General features: G+C 54.9%; 16 protein-coding genes and 1 tRNA gene. 15 read left to right on the forward strand and 2 right to left on the reverse strand.

Features of this window, described 5'->3' with window-relative positions; genetic code table 11:
- Positions 1 to 49 precede the first annotated feature (49 nt).
- Both GCD22_RS02760 and GCD22_RS02765 read right to left on the reverse strand, forming a co-directional pair.
- Positions 50 to 1165, reverse strand: a complete 1116-nt coding sequence (locus GCD22_RS02760) for a ribonucleotide-diphosphate reductase subunit beta (RefSeq protein ID WP_031572502.1) — start codon at positions 1163 to 1165, stop codon at positions 50 to 52.
- A gap of 20 nt (positions 1166 to 1185) precedes the next feature.
- On the reverse strand, positions 1186 to 4038 hold the full coding sequence (locus GCD22_RS02765; RefSeq protein ID WP_031572500.1) for a ribonucleoside-diphosphate reductase subunit alpha: 2853 nt from the start codon (positions 4036 to 4038) through the stop codon (positions 1186 to 1188).
- 313 nt (positions 4039 to 4351) lie between these two features.
- Between GCD22_RS02765 and tldD the strand changes: the two genes are divergently transcribed.
- The 15 genes from tldD (at position 4352) to nuoH (ending at position 19405) form a co-directional block, all read left to right on the forward strand.
- Positions 4352 to 5797, forward strand: coding sequence for a metalloprotease TldD (tldD, locus tag GCD22_RS02770; RefSeq protein WP_031572498.1), 1446 nt, complete (start codon positions 4352 to 4354; stop codon positions 5795 to 5797).
- A 96-nt stretch (positions 5798 to 5893) separates the two neighbouring features.
- A complete protein-coding gene (gene ftsH / locus GCD22_RS02775; protein WP_010641671.1) occupies positions 5894 to 7819 on the forward strand; it encodes an ATP-dependent zinc metalloprotease FtsH in 1926 nt (641 codons plus the stop codon).
- 53 nt (positions 7820 to 7872) lie between these two features.
- The gene (gene folP, locus GCD22_RS02780; protein ID WP_031572497.1) at positions 7873 to 8685 is read left to right on the forward strand and encodes a dihydropteroate synthase; all 813 of its coding nucleotides are present in this window, start codon (positions 7873 to 7875) and stop codon (positions 8683 to 8685) included.
- Entirely contained in the window at positions 8682 to 10022 is a 1341-nt protein-coding gene (gene glmM, locus GCD22_RS02785) for a phosphoglucosamine mutase (protein ID WP_031572495.1), read from the forward strand. Before folP ends, glmM begins: the two co-directional genes overlap by 4 nt.
- Before the next feature lie 97 nt (positions 10023 to 10119).
- A complete protein-coding gene (tpiA, locus tag GCD22_RS02790) occupies positions 10120 to 10893 on the forward strand; it encodes a triose-phosphate isomerase (protein WP_010641685.1) in 774 nt (257 codons plus the stop codon).
- Between the two features lie 4 nt (positions 10894 to 10897).
- Positions 10898 to 11335: a preprotein translocase subunit SecG gene (secG, locus tag GCD22_RS02795; protein ID WP_010641686.1), complete on the forward strand. Its 438-nt coding sequence runs from the start codon at positions 10898 to 10900 to the stop codon at positions 11333 to 11335.
- 37 nt (positions 11336 to 11372) lie between these two features.
- Positions 11373 to 11457, forward strand: a tRNA-Leu gene (locus GCD22_RS02800).
- A 134-nt stretch (positions 11458 to 11591) separates the two neighbouring features.
- Positions 11592 to 11948, forward strand: a complete 357-nt coding sequence (locus GCD22_RS02805; protein WP_024893593.1) for an NADH-quinone oxidoreductase subunit A — start codon at positions 11592 to 11594, stop codon at positions 11946 to 11948.
- Entirely contained in the window at positions 11939 to 12415 is a 477-nt protein-coding gene (locus GCD22_RS02810) for a NuoB/complex I 20 kDa subunit family protein (RefSeq protein WP_010641695.1), read from the forward strand. Before GCD22_RS02805 ends, GCD22_RS02810 begins: the two co-directional genes overlap by 10 nt.
- A gap of 3 nt (positions 12416 to 12418) precedes the next feature.
- The gene (locus tag GCD22_RS02815) at positions 12419 to 13027 is read left to right on the forward strand and encodes an NADH-quinone oxidoreductase subunit C (protein WP_031572493.1); all 609 of its coding nucleotides are present in this window, start codon (positions 12419 to 12421) and stop codon (positions 13025 to 13027) included.
- Positions 13011 to 14264 carry an NADH-quinone oxidoreductase subunit D gene (locus GCD22_RS02820; protein WP_024893595.1) on the forward strand — a complete coding sequence of 418 codons (1254 nt, stop codon included), beginning with the start codon at positions 13011 to 13013 and terminating at the stop codon, positions 14262 to 14264. The genes GCD22_RS02815 and GCD22_RS02820 overlap by 17 nt, the downstream gene beginning before the upstream one ends.
- A 3-nt stretch (positions 14265 to 14267) precedes the next feature.
- A complete protein-coding gene (gene nuoE / locus GCD22_RS02825; protein WP_031572491.1) occupies positions 14268 to 14759 on the forward strand; it encodes an NADH-quinone oxidoreductase subunit NuoE in 492 nt (163 codons plus the stop codon).
- The gene (gene nuoF / locus GCD22_RS02830) at positions 14749 to 16032 is read left to right on the forward strand and encodes an NADH-quinone oxidoreductase subunit NuoF (RefSeq protein ID WP_153940367.1); all 1284 of its coding nucleotides are present in this window, start codon (positions 14749 to 14751) and stop codon (positions 16030 to 16032) included. The genes nuoE and nuoF overlap by 11 nt, the downstream gene beginning before the upstream one ends.
- On the forward strand, positions 16032 to 18380 hold the full coding sequence (nuoG, locus tag GCD22_RS02835) for an NADH-quinone oxidoreductase subunit NuoG (protein WP_031572489.1): 2349 nt from the start codon (positions 16032 to 16034) through the stop codon (positions 18378 to 18380). Before nuoF ends, nuoG begins: the two co-directional genes overlap by 1 nt.
- The gene (gene nuoH / locus GCD22_RS02840; RefSeq protein ID WP_024893600.1) at positions 18380 to 19405 is read left to right on the forward strand and encodes an NADH-quinone oxidoreductase subunit NuoH; all 1026 of its coding nucleotides are present in this window, start codon (positions 18380 to 18382) and stop codon (positions 19403 to 19405) included. The genes nuoG and nuoH overlap by 1 nt, the downstream gene beginning before the upstream one ends.
- The last annotated feature ends 6 nt before the right edge of the window (positions 19406 to 19411 follow it).

Consider the following 19411-nt stretch of genomic DNA (forward strand, 5'->3'; position numbering starts at 1 on the left):
GTGTCGCGTCAGTCTCACGTTATGTGGCGGCCAACGATCACCCCAAACATCAATCCCAACTCAGCGCCCCGCCCGTCTGATACTCCGTCACCCGAGTTTCAAAAAAGTTCTTTTCCTTTTTGAGGTCCATCATTTCGCTCATCCACGGAAAAGGGTTTTGTACGCCCGGATATTGCTGGGGCAGGCCCAGTTGTACCAGGCGCCGGTTTCCGATGAATTTGACGTAGTCCTTGAATATCGGGGCATTCAGACCCAGAACCCCACGGGGCATGGTGTCGTCGGCATAGGCGCATTCCAGTTCCACGCCACGACGGATCAGATCAATAATTTCCTGCTGGAAGCTTTCTGTCCAAAGCTGCGGGTTTTCGACCTTGATCTGATTGGCTAAATCAATGCCAAAATTACAGTGCATGGATTCATCGCGCAGAATGTACTGGTATTGTTCGGCGGCGCCTACCATCTTGTTCTGTCGGCCCATGGCCAGAATCTGGCTGAACCCGACATAGAAAAAAGTCCCTTCCATAATGGCCGCAAAAACAATCAGCGAGCGCAGCAGTTTCTGGTCATTTTCCAGGGTGCCCGTCTTGAAATTGGGGTCGGCCAGGATGTCGATGAAGGGCATCAGAAACTGGTCTTTATCCCGCACCGACGGTACTTCGTGGTACATGTTGAAGATTTCACCTTCATCCAGGCCAATGGATTCGACGATATACTGGTAGGCGTGGGTGTGAATGGCTTCCTCAAAGGCTTGCCGTAACATGTATTGGCGGCATTCCGGCGCGGTAATATGCCGATAGGTGCCCAGTACAATGTTATTGGCAGCGAGGCTGTCGGCGGTCACAAAAAAACCAAGATTACGCTTGACGATACGGCGCTCATCTTCCGTGAGGCCTTTGGGGTCTTTCCAGAGGGCAATATCACGGGACATCTGGATTTCCTGGGGCATCCAGTGGTTGGCGCAGGCGGCCAGATACTTGTCCCAGGCCCACTGGTACTTGAAAGGAACCAGTTGATTGACATCCGCACGACCGTTGATGATGCGTTTGTCTTCGGCCCGTACCCGGGCGAAACGCATGCTTTCTTCTTCCGGCACAGACTCCGGCAAATCATTCAGGCTGCTGCTGCGCAGTGCTTCGGGACGCAGGCTGTTTTCAAAATTCAACATAACGGCAATTTCTCCTCTGCTTATTGGCAGGCTTCACAGGTGGGATCATCAATGGCACAGGCCTTGGGCTGGTGGCCGGACACGGCATTGAGAGTGCCTGTTTGTACAGTAGATTTTTCCGCCGCTGTGGCTCCCAGCGAGCGGAGGTAATAAGTGGTTTTGAGCCCGCGCTTCCAGGCCAGACGGTAGGTTTCATCAATTTTCTTGCCGGACGGCTGACCAAAATACAGGTTCAGACTCTGCGCCTGATCCAGCCATTTCTGACGACGGGCAGCGGCCTCGACCAGCCATTCCGGATCGGTTTCGAAGGCATTGGCATAAAGCGGCTTGAGGGCAGCAGGAATGCGGTCCACGGGCAAGACCGATCCGTCGAAGTATTTGAGGTCATTGACCATGACTTCGTCCCAGAGTCCCTGACGTTTGAGGTCATGCACCAGGTAGCTGTTTACCACCGTAAATTCGCCGGACAGGTTGGATTTGACGTAAAGGTTTTGATAGATGGGCTCAATCCCCTGGCTAACGCCAACAATGTTGGAAATGGTCGCCGTGGGGGCGATAGCCAGACAATTGCTGTTACGGATGCCTTTGCGAACCTTGTCCCGCAGCCCGTTCCAGTCGAGGCGCATGCTGCGGTCTACGTCAACGCCATGTTCACGGCTGGCAGCCAGCAGTTCGATGCTGTCGATGGGCAACACCCCCTGACTCCAGAGTGAACCCTGGAAGCTCGGATAACTGCCTCGCTCCTGCGCCAGATCGGCAGAAGCCTCAATGGCGTAGTAGGAAATCACTTCCTGACTGATGTCGGCAAAGGCGACGGCCGCTGGCGAAGCATAGGGTATCCGCATTTCCAGCAGGGCATCCGAAAAGCCCATCAGACCCAGACCCACAGGACGATGGCGCATATTGCTGTTGCGCGCCTTGGCCACGGCGTAGTAGTTCATGTCGATGACATTGTCGAGCATGCGCATGGCGGTGCGGATGGTCCGGCTGAGCTTGTCGGTGTCCAGCAGTTCCAGCAGATCTTCGGGCGTGCTGTCGGTGCGCAGGGCGGATTGATCGGTGCTTGCGGTATTTTTCAGGTGCGCAATCAGGTTCACGGAGCCCAGATTACAAACGGCAATTTCCTTGTCGTTGGTGTTGAGGGTGATTTCCGTGCAGAGATTGGAACTATGTACGACACCCACGTGCTGCTGCGGGCTGCGCAGATTGCAGGGGTCCTTGAAGGTAATCCAGGGGTGGCCGGTTTCAAACAGCATGGTCAGCATTTTGCGCCACAGCTGCAGGGCGGGGATTTTTTTGTACAGTTCGATTTCACCCGCATCGGCCATACGCTCGTAATGTTCGTAGCGTTCCCGGAAAGCGGAGCCGGTCAGATCATGCAGATCTGCCGTTTCATTCGGGCTGAACAGCGTCCAGGCAGTACCACTTTCCACCCGCTCCATAAACAGGTCAGGAATCCAGTTGGCGGTGTTCATGTCATGGGTGCGGCGGCGGTCATCGCCGGTGTTTTTGCGCAGTTCCAGAAATTCCTCGATGTCCATGTGCCAGGTTTCGAGGTAGGCGCAGACTGCACCCTTGCGCTTGCCGCCCTGGTTGACGGCAACAGCGGTGTCATTGACCACCTTGAGGAAGGGCACGACTCCCTGGGATTTACCATTGGTGCCCTTGATGAAAGAACCCAGCGCCCGTACGGGGGTCCAGTCGTTCCCCAGGCCGCCGCTGAATTTGGAGAGCAGGGCGTTTTCCTTGATGGCCTCGTAAATATCGTCCAGATCGTCGCCCACGGTGGTCAGGAAGCAGCTCGACAATTGCGGCCGCAAGGTTCCTGAGTTGAAAAGAGTGGGGGTCGAACTGACAAAGTCGAAGCTGGACAGCACTTCATAAAAGGCGATGGCCTGTTCTTCACGGTCCACTTCATTGACAGCCAGACCCATGGCCACCCGCATCCAGAAAGACTGAGGCAGTTCAATGTGGCGTTCGCGGACATGCAGGAAGTAACGATCATAAAGAATCTGCAGGCCCAGATACTGGAAATTGAGATCGCGCTCGGGTTTGATGGCCGCCGTAATACGGTCCAGATCATATTGACCAAGGCGCGGATCAATCAGTTCGTGGGCAATGCCGGTCTGCAGGTAATCCCGGAAGTATTCGGGATAGCGGGCGGCCATTTCCGCCTGGGTGGCGGCTTCTCCCAACACTTCCCAGCGTACCCGGTCCAGCAACAGGCGGGCAGAAACATAAGCATAGGCGGGGTCGCGCTCGATCATGACCCGGCTGGCCAAAATGGGAGCCTGAAACAGTTCATCTTCACTGATGCCATCGTACAGATTTTTGCTGGTGTTGCTCATCAGGGTATCAACGGAAACAGCCTCGCCAAGGCCACTGCAGGCTTCCTCAATGACGGCTCGCAAACGCTTCAGGTCAAGAGTCCGCTGCGTACCATCCGGATATTTCACCTGAATTTGCGGTATGTCCGCCTGCGGGGCTGAAATGCTCTGTTGACGGCGTTCGCGGGCGCGCTCTTCGCGGTAAAGCACGTAGGCACGTGCGACCTCGTGTTCGCCCGCCCGCATCAAGGCCAGCTCCACCTGATCCTGAATGTCTTCTATATGAAAGGTGCCACCACCCGGCTGGCGTCTTTGCAGCGCCTCAATGACCTGCCCGGTCAGACGCGTGACGAGGTCGCGCACCCGGGCGCTGGCGGCACCGCTGCCACCTTCCACGGCCAGAAAGGCTTTGGTCATGGCAATATGAATTTTGCTGGCGTCAAAGGTAACCATCGCATTGTTGCGACGGATGACCTTGTAATGACTGGCTTCTGATGGATCGTATGCAGGATTGCTGACAACAGTTTGAGCGGCGGGATTGGGCATGTTGAGACTCCGAAGCTGGGCGTAAAGGGCCTGGAAAAAGCGGTTATGTCACGCAATGGGCACCCGGAAAACAAATTGCCTGCCAGACGCCCCACACACCAAATATAGTCTTGCTGGTGCTGTTGTCAACTACATATTGTGGATGAAAGGGTGGATAAATGGCTTGCAAGTTGTGGATAAGATAGCCAGTGCAATCATTTTGCGAAGGTTTTGTGGGAATTACCGATCATGTCTAAAGAAATTAAAATTTGGACTTGTTCTAATTGGTCTCTTGGGCGCATACTGACGGCATAGACTCTCAAGGAAGGATGATATGACTGCTTCAACCCTCGATATAGCGCGTGCCACCTTGTTTACTCCCGGCGGTATCAGTGAAGGGGAGCTGGAAAAAGTGTTTGGCCGACTGTCTCATCGGGCGCTGGACGATGCCGACCTGTACTTTCAGTACAGTCGCAGCGAAGGCTTCAGTCTCGAAGAAGGGTTTGTGAAAAACGGGAGTCATTCCATTGAACAGGGGGTAGGGGTGCGCGCCATTCAGGGTGAGCGGCAGGGCTTGGCCTACTCCGATGAAATTGGCGTCGAGGCGCTGCTGACGGCGGCCGATGCCGCGCGCGCCATTGTCCATCAGCCGGGTGAAAATCGGGGCCTGGTCTGGCAGCGGCGCAATGGGCTGTCCTTGTATCAGCCAACCGATCCATTGGCCTCTATTCCCAACGAAGAAAAAATCGCCCTGCTGGAGCGGGTGGAGCAGGTGGCGCGGTCGGTAGACCCCCGCATTGTTCAGGTAATGGCCAGTCTGAGTGCCAAATTTGAGGCGGTGCTGGTGGCACGGCTGGATGGCACCATGGCGGCAGACGTCCGTCCTTTGGTGCGTCTCCATGTTTCGGCCATTGCCGAGCAGGGCGGACGGCGCGAGCAGGGGAGCGCCGGTGGTGGTGGTCGTTATGATTACCAGACCTTCCTGAAGGGCCAGATGGCCGATGATTTTGCCCGCGAAGCCGCGCGTCAGGCACTGATTAATCTGGAAGCTGAAGCGGCCCCGGCAGGGAGTATGGATGTGGTGCTGGGGCCGGGCTGGCCGGGCATTTTACTGCATGAAGCCATCGGCCATGGCCTGGAAGGTGATTTCAATCGTAAGGGTACCAGTGCATTTAGTGGTCGGGTCGGTGAGCGGGTCGCGGCTCCTGGGGTGACCGTGGTGGACGACGGTACCCTCGAAAATCGCCGGGGCAGCCTGAATGTCGATGACGAAGGCACGGAAACCCAGTGTACCACCCTCATCGAAGACGGAATCCTCAAGGGCTATTTGCAGGACACACTCAACGCCCGCCTGACCGGCACCCGTTCTACCGGCAATGGTCGGCGCGAGTCCTATGCGCACCTTCCCATGCCCCGGATGACCAATACCTACATGCGTGCGGGGGATCGGGATCCTCAGGAAATTATTGCCAGTGTCCGGCGTGGTCTTTATGCAGTGAATTTTGGCGGAGGGCAGGTGGATATTACCAACGGTAAGTTCGTGTTTTCTGCTTCTGAAGCCTATCTCATTGAAAATGGTAAAATAACCCGGCCGATAAAAGGGGCGACGCTGATTGGTAATGGTCCGGATGTGCTGACCAGGGTTGAAATGATCGGTAATGACCTCCAATTAGATACGGGTGTGGGTACTTGTGGCAAAGATGGTCAGAGTGTGCCGGTGGGCGTCGGTCAGCCTACTCTCAAAATACGCGATCTGACGGTGGGAGGAACACAGGGTTGAAAAAAATCTTATTGTCAGTGGCTTTTCAGAGGGCTAACATCAAAGCATCTGTCAGCCTTGAATCTGGATCAAATTCTCCCTTGCGGGGGGTAACTTATGAATAATGTCTTAAAAAACGTTTTGTTATGGGTGGCCATAGGCGTCATCCTGATGCTGGTGTTTCAGAACCTCAATACGAGTAGTTCGACACCCGCTCAGGCTATGGACTTTTCGACGTTTGTGAATAGCATCAAGCAAGGGCAAGTAGCCGATGTGAATATTGATGCCAATCATGTAACGGGTAGTCTCAGTTCCGGGCAAAAGTTCAGCGTTTACACGCCGACCAATGATACCCAGCTGGTGCCCCAGTTGCTTGCCGCAGGTGTGAAAATCAATGTGAAACCCCCGGCAGGACAATCCATTTTGCTGTCTATCCTGATTTCCTGGTTCCCCATGTTGCTGCTGATTGGCGTCTGGATTTTCTTCATGCGCCAGATGGGTGGCGGTGGCGCGGGTGGCCGTGGCGCCATGACATTCGGGCGCAGCAAGGCCCGGATGCTGACTGAAGAAAACAACAAGGTCACCTTCGCTGATGTGGCGGGCGTTGAAGAGGCCAAGGAAGAGCTGGCGGAAATTGTCGACTTCCTGCGCGATCCCCAAAAATTCCAGCGTCTCGGTGGTCGTATTCCCAAGGGCGTGCTGTTGATGGGTTCACCGGGTGCCGGTAAAACCTTGTTGGCACGCGCCATTGCCGGTGAAGCCCGGGTACCGTTCTTCTCCATTTCCGGCTCTGATTTTGTGGAAATGTTCGTGGGCGTCGGCGCCTCGCGGGTTCGCGACATGTTCGAGCAGGCGAAAAAACATGCACCCTGCATCATTTTCATTGACGAAATTGATGCAGTTGGACGCCAGCGTGGCGCGGGTCTTGGCGGTGGTAATGATGAGCGCGAACAGACCCTCAACCAGTTGCTGGTAGAGATGGATGGTTTTGAAGGTACGGAAGGAATTATTGTGGTGGCTGCCACCAACCGTCCGGATGTGCTGGATCCTGCCCTGTTGCGTCCTGGCCGTTTTGATCGTCAGGTCACTGTGCCTCTGCCCGATATTCGTGGTCGTGAACAGATTCTACAGGTTCACATGCGCAAAGTGCCTATTACGCCCGACGTGGATCCCAAAGTCATTGCGCGGGGTACGCCTGGTTTTTCCGGGGCTGATCTGGCCAATCTGGTCAACGAAGCAGCCTTGATGGCGGCGCGCAAGAGCAAGCGTCTGGTCGATATGCATGACTTTGAAAACGCCAAAGACAAGGTCATGATGGGTGCCGAACGCAAATCGGTAGTGATGAGTGACAAGCAGCGGGAAACTACGGCATATCATGAATCGGGTCATGCGGTGGTTGCCAAGTTGTTGCCCGGCACGGATCCGGTGCATAAGGTGACCATCATTCCTCGTGGCCGTGCCTTGGGTGTCACCATGCAGTTGCCCACCGAGGATCGCTTCAACTACGAGCGTGAGGAAATTCTCTGTAACATTTCCATCCTCATGGGTGGGCGTATTGCCGAAGAGGTCTTTCTGAATCAAATGACCACGGGTGCGGGTAATGATATTGAACGCGCCACGGATCTGGCCCGGAAGATGGTGACCCAGTGGGGTATGTCCAGTATTGGCCCCATGGTGATTGGTGAGAAGGAAGAAGAAGTGTTCATCGGTCGGGAAATGACTAAGCATAGTAACATTTCCGAACAGACAGCCATGACCGTGGACGGAGAAATCCGGGGCATCATTCGTGAACGTTATGATGTGGCGCGCAAGTTGATCGAAGGTAATCGTGACAAGGTCGAAGCTATGGCTAAGGCTTTGTTGAAGTACGAAACCCTGGATTCCAATCAGGTGAGTGACATCATGGCCGGGCGTGATCCACGTCCGCCGGTAGATGGCGCGGGCAGTTATCCGACCATGCCCACGGATGGTAATGCTGCCAGTTCGGATAAGACCGGTGGTCAGACCCTGCCGGGCCTCAATCCCGGAGAACATCCCGTTTGACCGTAACGCTGAATTGCAATGGGCGCCCGCTGTATTTGGGGCGCCCTTGTGTTATGGGGATTTTGAATGTCACCCCCGACTCTTTCTCCGATGGCGGAACTTATATCCGCCCGGAGTTGGCGGTTATGCGGGCACGCCAAATCTGGGAGAGTGGCGGCGATCTTATTGATATTGGTGCGGAATCTACCCGTCCAGGTGCCCCCGCTGTTTCCGAGTCCGAAGAAATGGATCGCCTGCTGCCCGTTGTGGAAGCGGTGATGGCAGCAGTGCCTTTGCCGGTGTCCATAGATACTTACAAAGCCAAGGTCATGCGCGAAGCCTGGTCCCTGGGGGCAGGGTTGATGAATGATGTCACGGCACTGCAAGGCGACCCGCAATCGCTGGCCATGGCTGCAGAGTTGGACATTCCGGTTTGCCTGATGCATATGCGGGGTACGCCACGGAATATGCAGACCAACACCCGCTATGACGATGTGCTTGGCGAGGTAATCGGTTTTTTCAGGGAACGTATGGCTGCATGCGCAACTGCAGGAATCCGCCGTGAACAGTTATTGCTGGACCCCGGATTGGGTTTTGCCAAAGATCTGCAGGGAAACTGCCGGCTTTTGCGGGAGTTGGACGCAATTCAAAGTCTAGGATTGCCGATTGTGGTCGGGGCTTCCCGAAAAAGCATGATCGGCGAGTTGTCCGGTGTCGCCCTTGCCGCTCAGCGGCTGGCCGGTAGCATTGCCGCCGCACTCTGGGCTGTGGCCCATGGTGCGCAGGTGTTGCGTGTCCACGATGTGGCAGAAACAGTGCAGGCCATCAAAGTCTGGGCAGGTATTCAGGAACAAGGGGCTGAAAAGCCGTTGAGGGAAGTACCATGAGCAGAAAATGGTTTGGCACCGATGGTGTCAGAGGGCGGGTCGGAGATTCTGTCATTCACCCGGAATGGGTACTGAAGTTGGGATGGGCGGCGGGACATGTGCTGACCGCCGGCGCCACAGAGCGTCCCCGGGTAGTCATTGGCAAGGACACACGGCTTTCCGGTTATTTACTGGAATCCGCACTGGAATCCGGTCTGGCCAGTGCTGGTGTGGATGTGTTGCTGGTCGGTCCACTGCCAACACCAGCCATTGCCTATTTGACGCGTACCCTGCGTGCGGACGCCGGAATTGTCATCAGCGCTTCGCATAACCCCTATCAGGACAATGGGATCAAGTTTTTCTCGGGCGATGGCTATAAATTGCCCGATGCCCAGGAAGAAGCTATTGAGGCCTGGATGGATCGGCCAATGCTGGTTTGTGATTCCGAACAGCTTGGTAAGGCGCGCCGTGTAGAGGATGCAGCAGGTCGGTATGTAGAGTTTTGCAAAACCACTTTTCCCGCCAACCTGGACTTGCGTGGCCTGCATCTGGTTGTGGATTGTGCTCACGGCGCCAATTACAAAGTGGGCCCCATGGTGTTCCGGGAGTTGGGTGCACAATTGACTTTGCTGGGTGTGGAGCCCAATGGCATCAATATCAATGCCGGAGTTGGTTCGACCTGTCCGGAAAGCCTGCAGGAGCAGGTGCGCAGCACTCAGGCTGACTTGGGTATTGCTTTTGATGGTGATGGTGATCGACTGATTTTGGTGGATGGGCAGGGCGCGCTGCTGGATGGCGACGAACTCATCTGGCTTTTGGCCCGCGACATGCAGCAGCAGGGTATTTTGTCTGGCGTGGTCGGTACGGTCATGAGTAATCTGGCCCTTGAGCAGGGCCTTGCTGATTTGGGAGTGCCCTTTGTGCGTAGCGCCGTCGGTGATCGCTATGTTCTTGAGGCCATGCAGCAGCACGCCTTCCCTCTGGGTGGCGAATCATCGGGGCATATTATTACGCCAGCCAATACCACGGGGGATGCAATTCTGGCCGCCTTGCGCGTGCTGGCCATTATGCGCAAATCCGGCAAAAGCTTGAAGGCACTTCGGGAAGGCTATCAGCCCTATCCGCAGGTGCTAATTGGCGTACGTCTGGCAGATGCACGACATTTTCTGGATCATCCCGCAGCGCAAGAACGGGTTGCGGCCGCAGAACAAGAACTGGCGGATAAAGGGCGGCTACTGGTGCGGCCATCAGGTACAGAACCATTGTTGCGGGTCATGGTCGAGGCAGTGTCAGCAGACCTGGCTGCGCGGGTCGCCGAAAAGCTTGCCAAAGAACTCAGTGATCTGGCGTCCGGATAAAATCAGAAAATGCAAAATTGACCGCTTCGAGTGGAGTCTTTACACTCGGTCGCACATTAGACGATCATGACATATAGCTGAACAAGGAAGATTTGATTTGCGTCCCACCATGGTTGCAGGAAACTGGAAGATGAATGGCCTCAGTGCCGATGCCGTGCATCTTACCCAAGCCATTCTCAGCGCCGATCTGGAGCAGATGCGTCCTGAAGTGGTGCTGTTCCCGCCGTATACCCTTTTGCATGCAGTGACTCAGGAAGCAAAGGGAACTGCTTTGCGCTGGGGGGGGCAGAACTTGTTCTGGGAAGCCAGTGGGGCGTATACCGGAGAAATTTCGGGTGCCATGCTCCGCGACATGGGTTGTCGCTATGTTTTGGTAGGACATTCGGAAAGACGGCAGATTTTTGCGGAAACGGACGAACTGGTGGCCCGTAAGGTCAAAGCGGCGTTGTCATCGGGCCTGATACCCGTAGTCTGTGTGGGTGAGAGCGAAACTGAGCGTGCCCAGGGCGCTACCGAACAGGTTCTGCAGCGTCAGGTGGAGGCGATATTGCCTTTGTTGAATCTGGAGTCCAACCAGCCTAATCTCATCATTGCCTACGAACCCATCTGGGCCATTGGCACCGGACAAAGTGCCAGTCCGGAACAGGCCCAGGCCGTACATGCTTTTATTCGTAAGCTGGTGGCAGGGCATTCCAGTCAGTTGGCCAAGCGCCTGATTCTGTTGTACGGAGGCAGCGTCAAAGGCAACAATGCAGCAGCGCTGTTTGATCAGGAAGACATTGATGGCGCTCTGGTGGGCGGAGCATCCCTGAGCGCGGGAGAATTTATCCAAATTTGTCGTGCTGCCGAATTGGCAGGACGAGGAGGTTGATTTGATGTACACCTTGTTATTGGTGTTTCAGGTGATTATTTGTGTCGTCCTGGTAGGGCTGGTTCTGATTCAGAAAGGTCAGGGGGCGGATATGGGCGCAGCATTTGGCGGCGGTGGATCGCAAACCGTATTTGGCGCCCAGGGAGCGGGAAACTTCCTCAGCCATACTACGGCAGTTATTGGTGCCATATTTTTTCTGAACAGTCTTGGTCTGGCGTATCTTTCTGATCATGCTGCAAGCAGTGCGGTTTCCGGGATTACTTTGCCAAGTAAGGCACCGGTTACCAGCACGCTACCGGAGAAACCTGCTACCGCGAAACCCACGGTCGTTCATCCTGCGGCAGCGGCTACGGGTTCTGCGGCAGCAGCCGTAAGCACATCTGCAGCAAGCAGTGTGCCGGCAGCGCCAGTTTCTACAGCAAAAACACCTGTGAAGCCTTGACGTAGCAAGCGGGTCATGAGAAAGTTTTAAGACTTCGGCCGAAGTGGTGAAATTGGTAGACACACCGTCTTGAGGGGGCGGCGGCGCAAGCTGTACCGGTTCGAATCCGGTCTTCGGCACCAAATTGCAGCCTATAGGGCTGTTTTTTTGTCTCTGGAGTATACCAGAGCATTGATTTATATATAAGAAAATTAATTTATAGCGGATTTTGAAGGTGGTATTTTCAGGTCCATATTTGGGTGGAGGAGTGTTGGGGATGTTGAACCACTATTTACCCGTGCTCATCTTTATTGTGGTGGCACTGGTGGTCGGTGTGGTCCCATTGCTGATGGGAGCCTCGCTGGGACCGCACAAACCGGATAGCGAAAAGCTCTCGCCCTATGAATGTGGCTTTGAGGCTTTTGAAGATGCGCGTGTCAAATTTGATGTGCGCTATTATCTGGTGGCCATTCTGTTCATTCTCTTTGATCTGGAAATTGCCTTCCTGTTCCCCTGGGCCGTGGTCTTTGATCAGATCGGCATGATGGGTTTTCTGGCCATGATGATTTTTCTCGCCATTCTCGTGGTGGGTTTCATTTATGAGTGGAAAAAAGGAGCCTTGGAATGGGAATAGAAGGCATCCTCGAAAAAGGTTTTGTGACCACCAGCATCGATACCGTGGTCAACTGGAGTCGGACCGGCTCCTTGTGGCCCATGACTTTTGGGCTGGCATGCTGTGCCGTAGAGATGATGCATGCCGGAGCAGCCCGTTATGATCTGGATCGTTTTGGTATCGTGTTTCGTCCCAGTCCGCGTCAGTCGGACGTGATGATTGTGGCAGGGACTCTGGTCAATAAAATGGCCCCGGCATTACGTAAGGTCTATGACCAGATGCCGGAACCGCGTTGGGTAGTTTCCATGGGTTCCTGTGCCAATGGTGGTGGCTATTATCACTACTCGTACAGCATAGTGCGTGGTTGTGATCGCATCGTGCCGGTGGATATTTATGTTCCCGGTTGTCCGCCCACTGCCGAGGCGCTACTTTACGGTCTGATCCAATTGCAGAAAAAAATTCGTCGAACCAATACGATAGCCAGGTAAGCCATGACTGACGCACTCGAAAATCTGCGCCAGATACTGAGCGCAAAGCTGGGAGATAATCTGCACGCTGCCCGTATTGATCGTGAAGAATTGACGGTGGAAATAACGCTGGAAGGATTCCACGCAGCTTGTCTCTGGTTGCGCGACGATCCGGCCTGCCGCTTCGACATGCTGATAGATGTATGCGGCGTCGATTACTCCGAATATGGCGACGGCACCTGGAAAGGGCCGCGTTTTGCGGTGGTGTACCATTTACTTTCCCTGCCACACCGGCAGCGCATCCGTTTGCGGATATTTGCAGATACCGAATTGCCGATTGTCCCCTCCGTAGTGGATGTCTGGGCGGCCGCTAACTGGTTTGAGCGGGAGACTTTTGATCTTTACGGGATTTTGTTTGATGGTCATCCCGACCTGCGCCGTATTCTTACCGATTATGGTTTTGTGGGTTATCCATTCCGTAAGGATTTTCCGCTGGTGGGAACCGTAGAAATGCGTTACGACGCCGATCAGGGGCGCGTCATTTACGAACCCACGCGCACCGAAGAACGGGTAGTTGTCCCGCGCATCATCCGGGCCGAGGAGGAGGGGCGCTACAATGCCAGAAATCAATAATTTTACGATGAACTTCGGGCCGCAGCATCCTTCGGCACACGGGGTGTTGCGTCTGGTGCTGGAGCTGGACGGGGAAGTCATCGAGCGTGCTGATCCGCATATTGGTTTGCTCCATCGTGCTACGGAAAAGCTGGCCGAAAATAAAACCTATTTGCAGAATTTGCCCTATATGGACCGTCTCGACTACGTGTCGATGATGTGTAACGAGCATGCGTACTGCCTGGCCGTGGAAAAGCTGCTGGGTCTGGAAGTGCCAAGGCGTGCCCAGTATATTCGTACGCTTTTCGACGAAATTACCCGGGTTCTCAACCATCTGCTCTGGCTGGGTGCCTATGCGCTGGATGTGGGTGCCATGAGTGTCTTCCTGTACTGCTTTCGCGAGCGAGAAGACCTTATGGACGTGTATGAGGCGGTTTCCGGTGCGCGGATGCATGCAGCTTATTATCGGCCTGGTGGAGTGTATCGTGATCTCCCGGCGCAGATGCCCCAGTATGTGGCCTCGCCTTACCGGGATGCCAGGCGCCTGGATGAACTCAATGCCAATCGCCAGGGAACGGTGCTCGATTTCATTGAAGATTTTACCCGGCGTTTTCCCGGTTATGTCGACGAATATGAAACATTACTGACCGATAACCGCATCTGGAAACAAAGAACAGTGGGGATTGGTGTGGTAGGTTCCGAGCGGGCGGTGCAGCTGGGCTTTACCGGTCCCATGTTGCGGGCTTCCGGGGTAGCCTGGGATTTACGGCGGACCCAGCCTTACGCGGCCTATGCGGATCTGGATTTTGAGATTCCCGTCGGTAGTACCGGGGATTGTTATGACCGCTATCTGGTACGGGTGGCGGAAATGCGGCAAAGCAACCACATCATTGCCCAGTGCGTGAATTGGCTGCGGCAGAATCCGGGGCCGGTCATTACGGATGATTTCAAGGTGGCAGCACCCCCGCGTGAAGAAATGAAGGGCAGCATGGAAGCCCTCATCCATCACTTCAAACTGTTTTCGGAAGGCATGTCCGTTCCGGCAGGAGAAGTGTACACAGCCGTTGAGGCTCCCAAGGGCGAATTCGGTATCTACATGATTTCTGATGGTGCCAACAAACCCTACCGGATGAAAATTCGTGCCCCCGGTTTTTCTCATCTGGCAGCGATGGATGAAATGGCCAAGGGACACATGATTGCAGATGTGGTGGCGATACTGTCCACCATGGATATTGTTTTCGGCGAGATTGACAGGTAGAGCATGTTATCGGAAAAGTCCCTGAAAGCTATTGCCTTTGAGCGCAGCAAGTATCCGCAGGAAGAGTCGCGTTCTGCGTTGTTGGCGGCACTGCGTATTGCCCAGGAAGAACAGGGTTATCTGCGTGATGAACTGATTGAATATGTGGCAGAAATTCTGGGTTTGCCAGCCATTCAGGCATTTGAGGTGGCGACTTTTTACACCATGTATGACCTCAAGCCCGTGGGTCGCCACAAGCTCTGCGTCTGTGGCAGCGTGTCATGCTTTCTGAACGGATCAGACAGAATCATTGCTCATCTGAGTAAAACCTTGGGAATCGGTCTGGGTGAAACGTCGGCTGATGGCTTGTTCACCCTGCAGGAAGTGGAATGCCTGGGTGCCTGTAAAGATGCGCCGATGATGCAGCTGGGAGATCGCTACTACGAAAACCTGACTCCAGAAAGTCTGGATGCCCTGATTGCCCAATTGCGGGGAGGATCTGAAGATGTACGTTAATGGCGTTACGCTGCAGAATCGTGGTATTCCCGACTCCCATCGTCTGTCCGTGTATGCCGGAACCGGTGGTTATGAAGCTTTGCGCAAGGTCCTCCAGGAACCGATGGCGCCCGAGCAGATTATTGCCGAAATGAAAAAATCCGCTCTGCGTGGACGCGGTGGTGCCGGCTTTCCGACCGGACTGAAGTGGAGTTTCATGCCCAAAGGGGTCAGTGGCACGAAATACCTGCTCTGCAATGCCGATGAGGGCGAGCCCGGTACCTGCAAGGATCGGGATATTATGCGCTATGAACCGCATCGCCTGATTGAGGGGATGATTATCGGTGCCTATGCCATGGGTGCCACGGCGGGCTACATTTTTATTCGTGGCGAGTTCATTGAACCCATCCATATTGTCGAGGATGCGGTGGCTGAAGCCTATGCAGCGGGGTATCTCGGCCAGAATATTCTGGGTACCGGTTTTTCCTTCGATTTGTATGTATATCGGGGTGCCGGGGCCTACATTTGTGGGGAAGAAACCGCGCTCATGGAAGCCCTGGAAGGCAAAAAGGGTCAGCCGCGCTTCAAGCCACCTTTTCCCGCCAGCTACGGACTTTATGGGCGCCCCACCACCATCAACAACGTCGAAACGTTCGCCTCGGTGCCGGACATTATCACCAGGGGCGGCGAGTGGTTTTTGAATCTGGGTAAACCCAATAATGGGGGCACCAAGATTTTCTCCGTCACTGGTCAGGTCCAGAAACCCGGAAATTACGAAGTCCCCATGGGGCTTCCGTTCCGGGAATTGCTGGAGATGGCCGGGGGCTTGCGTCCTGGTCGCCGGCTGAAAGCGGTGATTCCCGGTGGAACCAGCACGGCGATGGTGGCTGGGGAGGTGATGATGGATGTCACCATGGATTACGACTCCATTTCCAAGGCGGGTTCGGCTTTGGGTGCGGGTTCCGTGATTGTCATGGATGACAGTGTGTGCATGGTCCGCACGGTGGAGCGCATTGCCCGTTTTTATATGCATGAGTCTTGTGGTCAATGTACACCCTGCCGCGAAGGCATGGGTTGGTTGTGGCGGGTCATGCATCGCCTCGAAAACGGTCAGGGTCGCGAAGAAGACCTGCAACTGCTTCTGGATGTGGGTTCACGCATTGAGGGGCGGACCATCTGCGCCCTGGCAGATGGTGGGGTTGCGCCGGTGGTGAGCTCCATCAAGTTATTTCGTGAGGAATATGAATACCATATTGAACACAAAAGCTGCATGATCAGTATGGGAGAACACTGATGCTGCATATTGAAATAGACGGACAGCAAGTCGAAGTGGCAGCCGGGACCACGATCATGGAGGCCGCTGAGTCTCTAGGGATTTATATCCCGTTTTTCTGCTATCACCCCAAACTTTCTGTTGCCGCCAATTGCCGGATGTGTCTGGTGGATGTGGAAAAAGCGCCAAAACCCTTGCCCGCCTGTGCCACCCCGGTGTCTGACGGAATGAAAATAGCCACGGCTTCGCGCAAGGCAAAAATGGCCCAGCAGGGTGTTCTGGAATTTTTGCTGATCAACCATCCCCTGGATTGTCCGATTTGTGATCAGGGCGGCGAATGTCCATTGCAGGACATCACCATGGGCTTTGCCAATCCCCACAGTCATTACAATGAGGAGAAGCGGGTTGTCGAAGACAAGGATATCGGTCCGCTGATCACTACGGAAATGACCCGCTGCATTCAGTGTACCCGCTGTGTGCGTTTCGGGCAGGAAATCGGTGGCATCAAGGAGCTTGGGGCTACCGGACGCGGTGAACACATGGCCATTGGCACTTATGTAGCCAAGGCTGTGAAATCGGAATTATCCGGAAACATGATTGATTTATGTCCGGTGGGCGCGCTGACCAGCAAACCCTTCCGCTACAAGGCCCGCTCCTGGGAACTGAAGCACACCCCCGGCATTTGTCCGCATTGTTCCACGGGCTGCAATACCGATGTCCAAAGTCTGGGCAAGGAAGTGCTGCGGGTTTTGCCGCGCAATAATGAAGCTGTCAATGAACAGTGGATTTGTGACAAGGGGCGCTATGCCTACACCGGATTGAATGCGCCTGATCGGGTGACCAAGCCTTTGTTGCGCGATTCACAGGGTAAGTGGACGGAAGTCTCCTGGGCCGAAGCCCTGGAAGCGACGCTCGCCGGACTGGAAAAAGTGCTGGCCCGTCACGGTGCAGACAAGCTGGCCGGACTGATTTCCGGACAGTCCAGCAACGAAGAACTGTTTTTGTTCCAGGCCTTGTTGCGCGGACTGGGTAGCCCGCATGTGGATCATCGTCTGCATCAGCAGGATTTCCGTGCGGATGCGGCCATGCCTCTTTATCCGGCGCTGAATATGAGTCTGGAAGAACTGGAAAGGGAACCACTGATTGTGCTCTGTCATGGCTTCACCCGACACCAGCAGCCGCTGACCAACCATCGCCTGCATAAGGCGGTACTGAACGGCGGCAAGGTAGTGAGCATTGACAGCATGCGTCAGGATTTCAACTTTCCGGTCACTCAGATCGTTGCCGGGGCGGGTGAAGATCTGGCCTTGTACCAGCAACTGGCGGGGCATTTTGCCCATGTTCATGAAGAAAAACAGAGCGATGGTCTGGTAGATTTGGCCCGGGAAATGGCGGCAGCAGATAATCCGCTCATTTTGATTTGCAGTGCCCTGCTGCATCATCCCCAGGCTGCTGATCTGCTGGCGCAGGTGGAAAGCATTGCCGAGCTGGCGGGTGGGCGGATTGGCTGGCTGGCAGATGAAAGCAACAGTGCCGGAGCCTGGTTGAGTGGCTGTGTACCCCAGCGCGCTCCTGGCGGTCACCTGCTGGCAGAGTCCGGTTTACCTGCAGGTGCCTGCTGGAATACCGACATGCAGGGCTTTATTCTTTTCGGCGTAGAGCCGGGTGTGGATAGTCTTGCAGGAGCACAAGCCGTCCAGCGCCTGCGCGATGCCGAGTTTGTTTTAAGCATCAGTCATTTTGGGAATGAAGCCCGGCAGTATGCGGATGTTATACTACCCATGGCCGCGTTTGCCGAGGGTTCAGGTTCTTATGTGAATAATGAAGGACGCTGCCAGTCCTTCCGCGCGGCAGTGAAATTACCCGGTGAAGCCCGGCCCGGCTGGAAAATATTGCGGGTATTGGGTGATGGTCTGAAACTGCCGGACTTTCAGTACAATGAACTGAGCGAAGTGAGCGCCGCCTGGCATCATGCCGTAGGCGACTATGGTATGGATATTCCGCCTTTCCACGCCTTCCCAGCACTGGAAGCAGTGCAACCCATACCAGCAGGCGCGTTGTTGCGCCTTGGCGACTGGCCCATATATCAGGGGGATCCTCTGGTACGCCGGGCCAAGCCGCTGAGTACCCCCCTGGTTGCCAGAATGCATCCCGATCAGGCCCGTCAGTCGGGAATTCAGGGTGAGGCCGTGGAAGTCAGTTCCGCATCAGGAAAAGTCACTCTGGCCCTGGATCTGGATACGCATATTCCTCTGGGTTGCATCTGGATTCCTCTGGGCTACCCGGAAACTTCAGGACTTGCTGCGCCTTATCTGCCCTGTTCCGTAGCGATGGCAGCATTACTGCCGGAAACCCAGAGGGCATCATAATGCATGATTTTTATCAAACCGGCTGGTGGGCAGTCATCTGGTCGATTATCAAAATTGTCATTGTGGTGGTGCCGTTATTGCTGGGTGTGGCTTACCTGACCCTGGCAGAACGCAAGGTCATTGGTTACATGCAGGTCCGTCTGGGACCCAACCGGGTGGGTTTCAGAGGTTCGCTGCAGCCTATTGCCGATGCGCTGAAGTTGATGTTCAAGGAAGTCATCATTCCCACCAGTGCCAACCGCTTTCTGTTTCTGGCAGCGCCGGTGCTGGCGTTTGTCCCTGCACTACTGGTCTGGGCGGCAGTACCCTTCGGGCCGGATGTGGCTATCTCCAACATGAACGCCGGTTTGCTGTACGTGCTGGCGATTGCCGGGTTGGGCGTGTACGGCATTATCGTGGCGGGCTGGGCTTCCAACTCCAAGTATGCGTTTCTGGGTGCCATGCGTGCCGCCGCACAGCTGGTTGCTTACGAAATCGCCATGGGTTTTGCGCTGGTCGGAGTGTTGATGCTGGCCCAGACCCTGAATCTGAGCAAAATTGTCGAGGCCCAGGCCGGTGGCGGGTTCTGGTCCTGGTACTGGTTGCCCCTTTTCCCGTTTTTTCTGGTGTATTTTATTTCCGGTGTGGCGGAAACCAACCGCGCACCTTTTGACGTAGCGGAAGGCGAGTCGGAAATTGTCGCCGGTTTCCATGTGGAATATTCTGGAATGGCTTTCGCCCTGTTTTTCCTGGCGGAATATGCCAACATGATTTTTGTGTCATTGTTGACGACGGTCCTGTTTCTGGGCGGTTGGTATGCACCCATCAACACCCCGTTATTGACCTGGATACCCGGCCTGGTCTGGTTGCTGCTCAAAACCGCTTTTCTGCTGTATGTGTTTTTGTGGATTCGGGCAACATTCCCACGCTATCGCTATGACCAGATCATGCGCCTGGGCTGGAAAGTGTTCATTCCGGTAACCATTGCCTGGATTGTGGTGGTGGGTATTGCCCTGGAAACACCCATGCGTGCCATTCTGCGCTGAGGAGAA

This window comes from Acidithiobacillus thiooxidans ATCC 19377 (genome assembly GCF_009662475.1).
GTDB lineage: Bacteria > Pseudomonadota > Gammaproteobacteria > Acidithiobacillales > Acidithiobacillaceae > Acidithiobacillus > Acidithiobacillus thiooxidans.

What these genes read in the sequence shown, in the direction of transcription:
- tldD (WP_031572498.1), top strand. Translation starts at nt 4,352, where the DNA reads ATGACTGCTTCAACCCTCGATATAGCGCGTGCCACCTTGTTTACTCCC.
- nuoE (WP_031572491.1), top strand. Translation starts at nt 14,268, where the DNA reads ATGTTATCGGAAAAGTCCCTGAAAGCTATTGCCTTTGAGCGCAGCAAG.
- GCD22_RS02805 (WP_024893593.1), top strand. Translation starts at nt 11,592, where the DNA reads ATGTTGAACCACTATTTACCCGTGCTCATCTTTATTGTGGTGGCACTG.
- GCD22_RS02815 (WP_031572493.1), top strand. Translation starts at nt 12,419, where the DNA reads ATGACTGACGCACTCGAAAATCTGCGCCAGATACTGAGCGCAAAGCTG.
- folP (WP_031572497.1), top strand. Translation starts at nt 7,873, where the DNA reads ATGGGGATTTTGAATGTCACCCCCGACTCTTTCTCCGATGGCGGAACT.
- GCD22_RS02765 (WP_031572500.1), bottom strand. Translation starts at nt 4,038, where the DNA reads ATGCCCAATCCCGCCGCTCAAACTGTTGTCAGCAATCCTGCATACGAT.
- GCD22_RS02810 (WP_010641695.1), top strand. Translation starts at nt 11,939, where the DNA reads ATGGGAATAGAAGGCATCCTCGAAAAAGGTTTTGTGACCACCAGCATC.
- secG (WP_010641686.1), top strand. Translation starts at nt 10,898, where the DNA reads ATGTACACCTTGTTATTGGTGTTTCAGGTGATTATTTGTGTCGTCCTG.
- nuoH (WP_024893600.1), top strand. Translation starts at nt 18,380, where the DNA reads ATGCATGATTTTTATCAAACCGGCTGGTGGGCAGTCATCTGGTCGATT.
- nuoF (WP_153940367.1), top strand. Translation starts at nt 14,749, where the DNA reads ATGTACGTTAATGGCGTTACGCTGCAGAATCGTGGTATTCCCGACTCC.
- GCD22_RS02760 (WP_031572502.1), bottom strand. Translation starts at nt 1,165, where the DNA reads ATGTTGAATTTTGAAAACAGCCTGCGTCCCGAAGCACTGCGCAGCAGC.
- glmM (WP_031572495.1), top strand. Translation starts at nt 8,682, where the DNA reads ATGAGCAGAAAATGGTTTGGCACCGATGGTGTCAGAGGGCGGGTCGGA.
- nuoG (WP_031572489.1), top strand. Translation starts at nt 16,032, where the DNA reads ATGCTGCATATTGAAATAGACGGACAGCAAGTCGAAGTGGCAGCCGGG.
- GCD22_RS02820 (WP_024893595.1), top strand. Translation starts at nt 13,011, where the DNA reads ATGCCAGAAATCAATAATTTTACGATGAACTTCGGGCCGCAGCATCCT.
- ftsH (WP_010641671.1), top strand. Translation starts at nt 5,894, where the DNA reads ATGAATAATGTCTTAAAAAACGTTTTGTTATGGGTGGCCATAGGCGTC.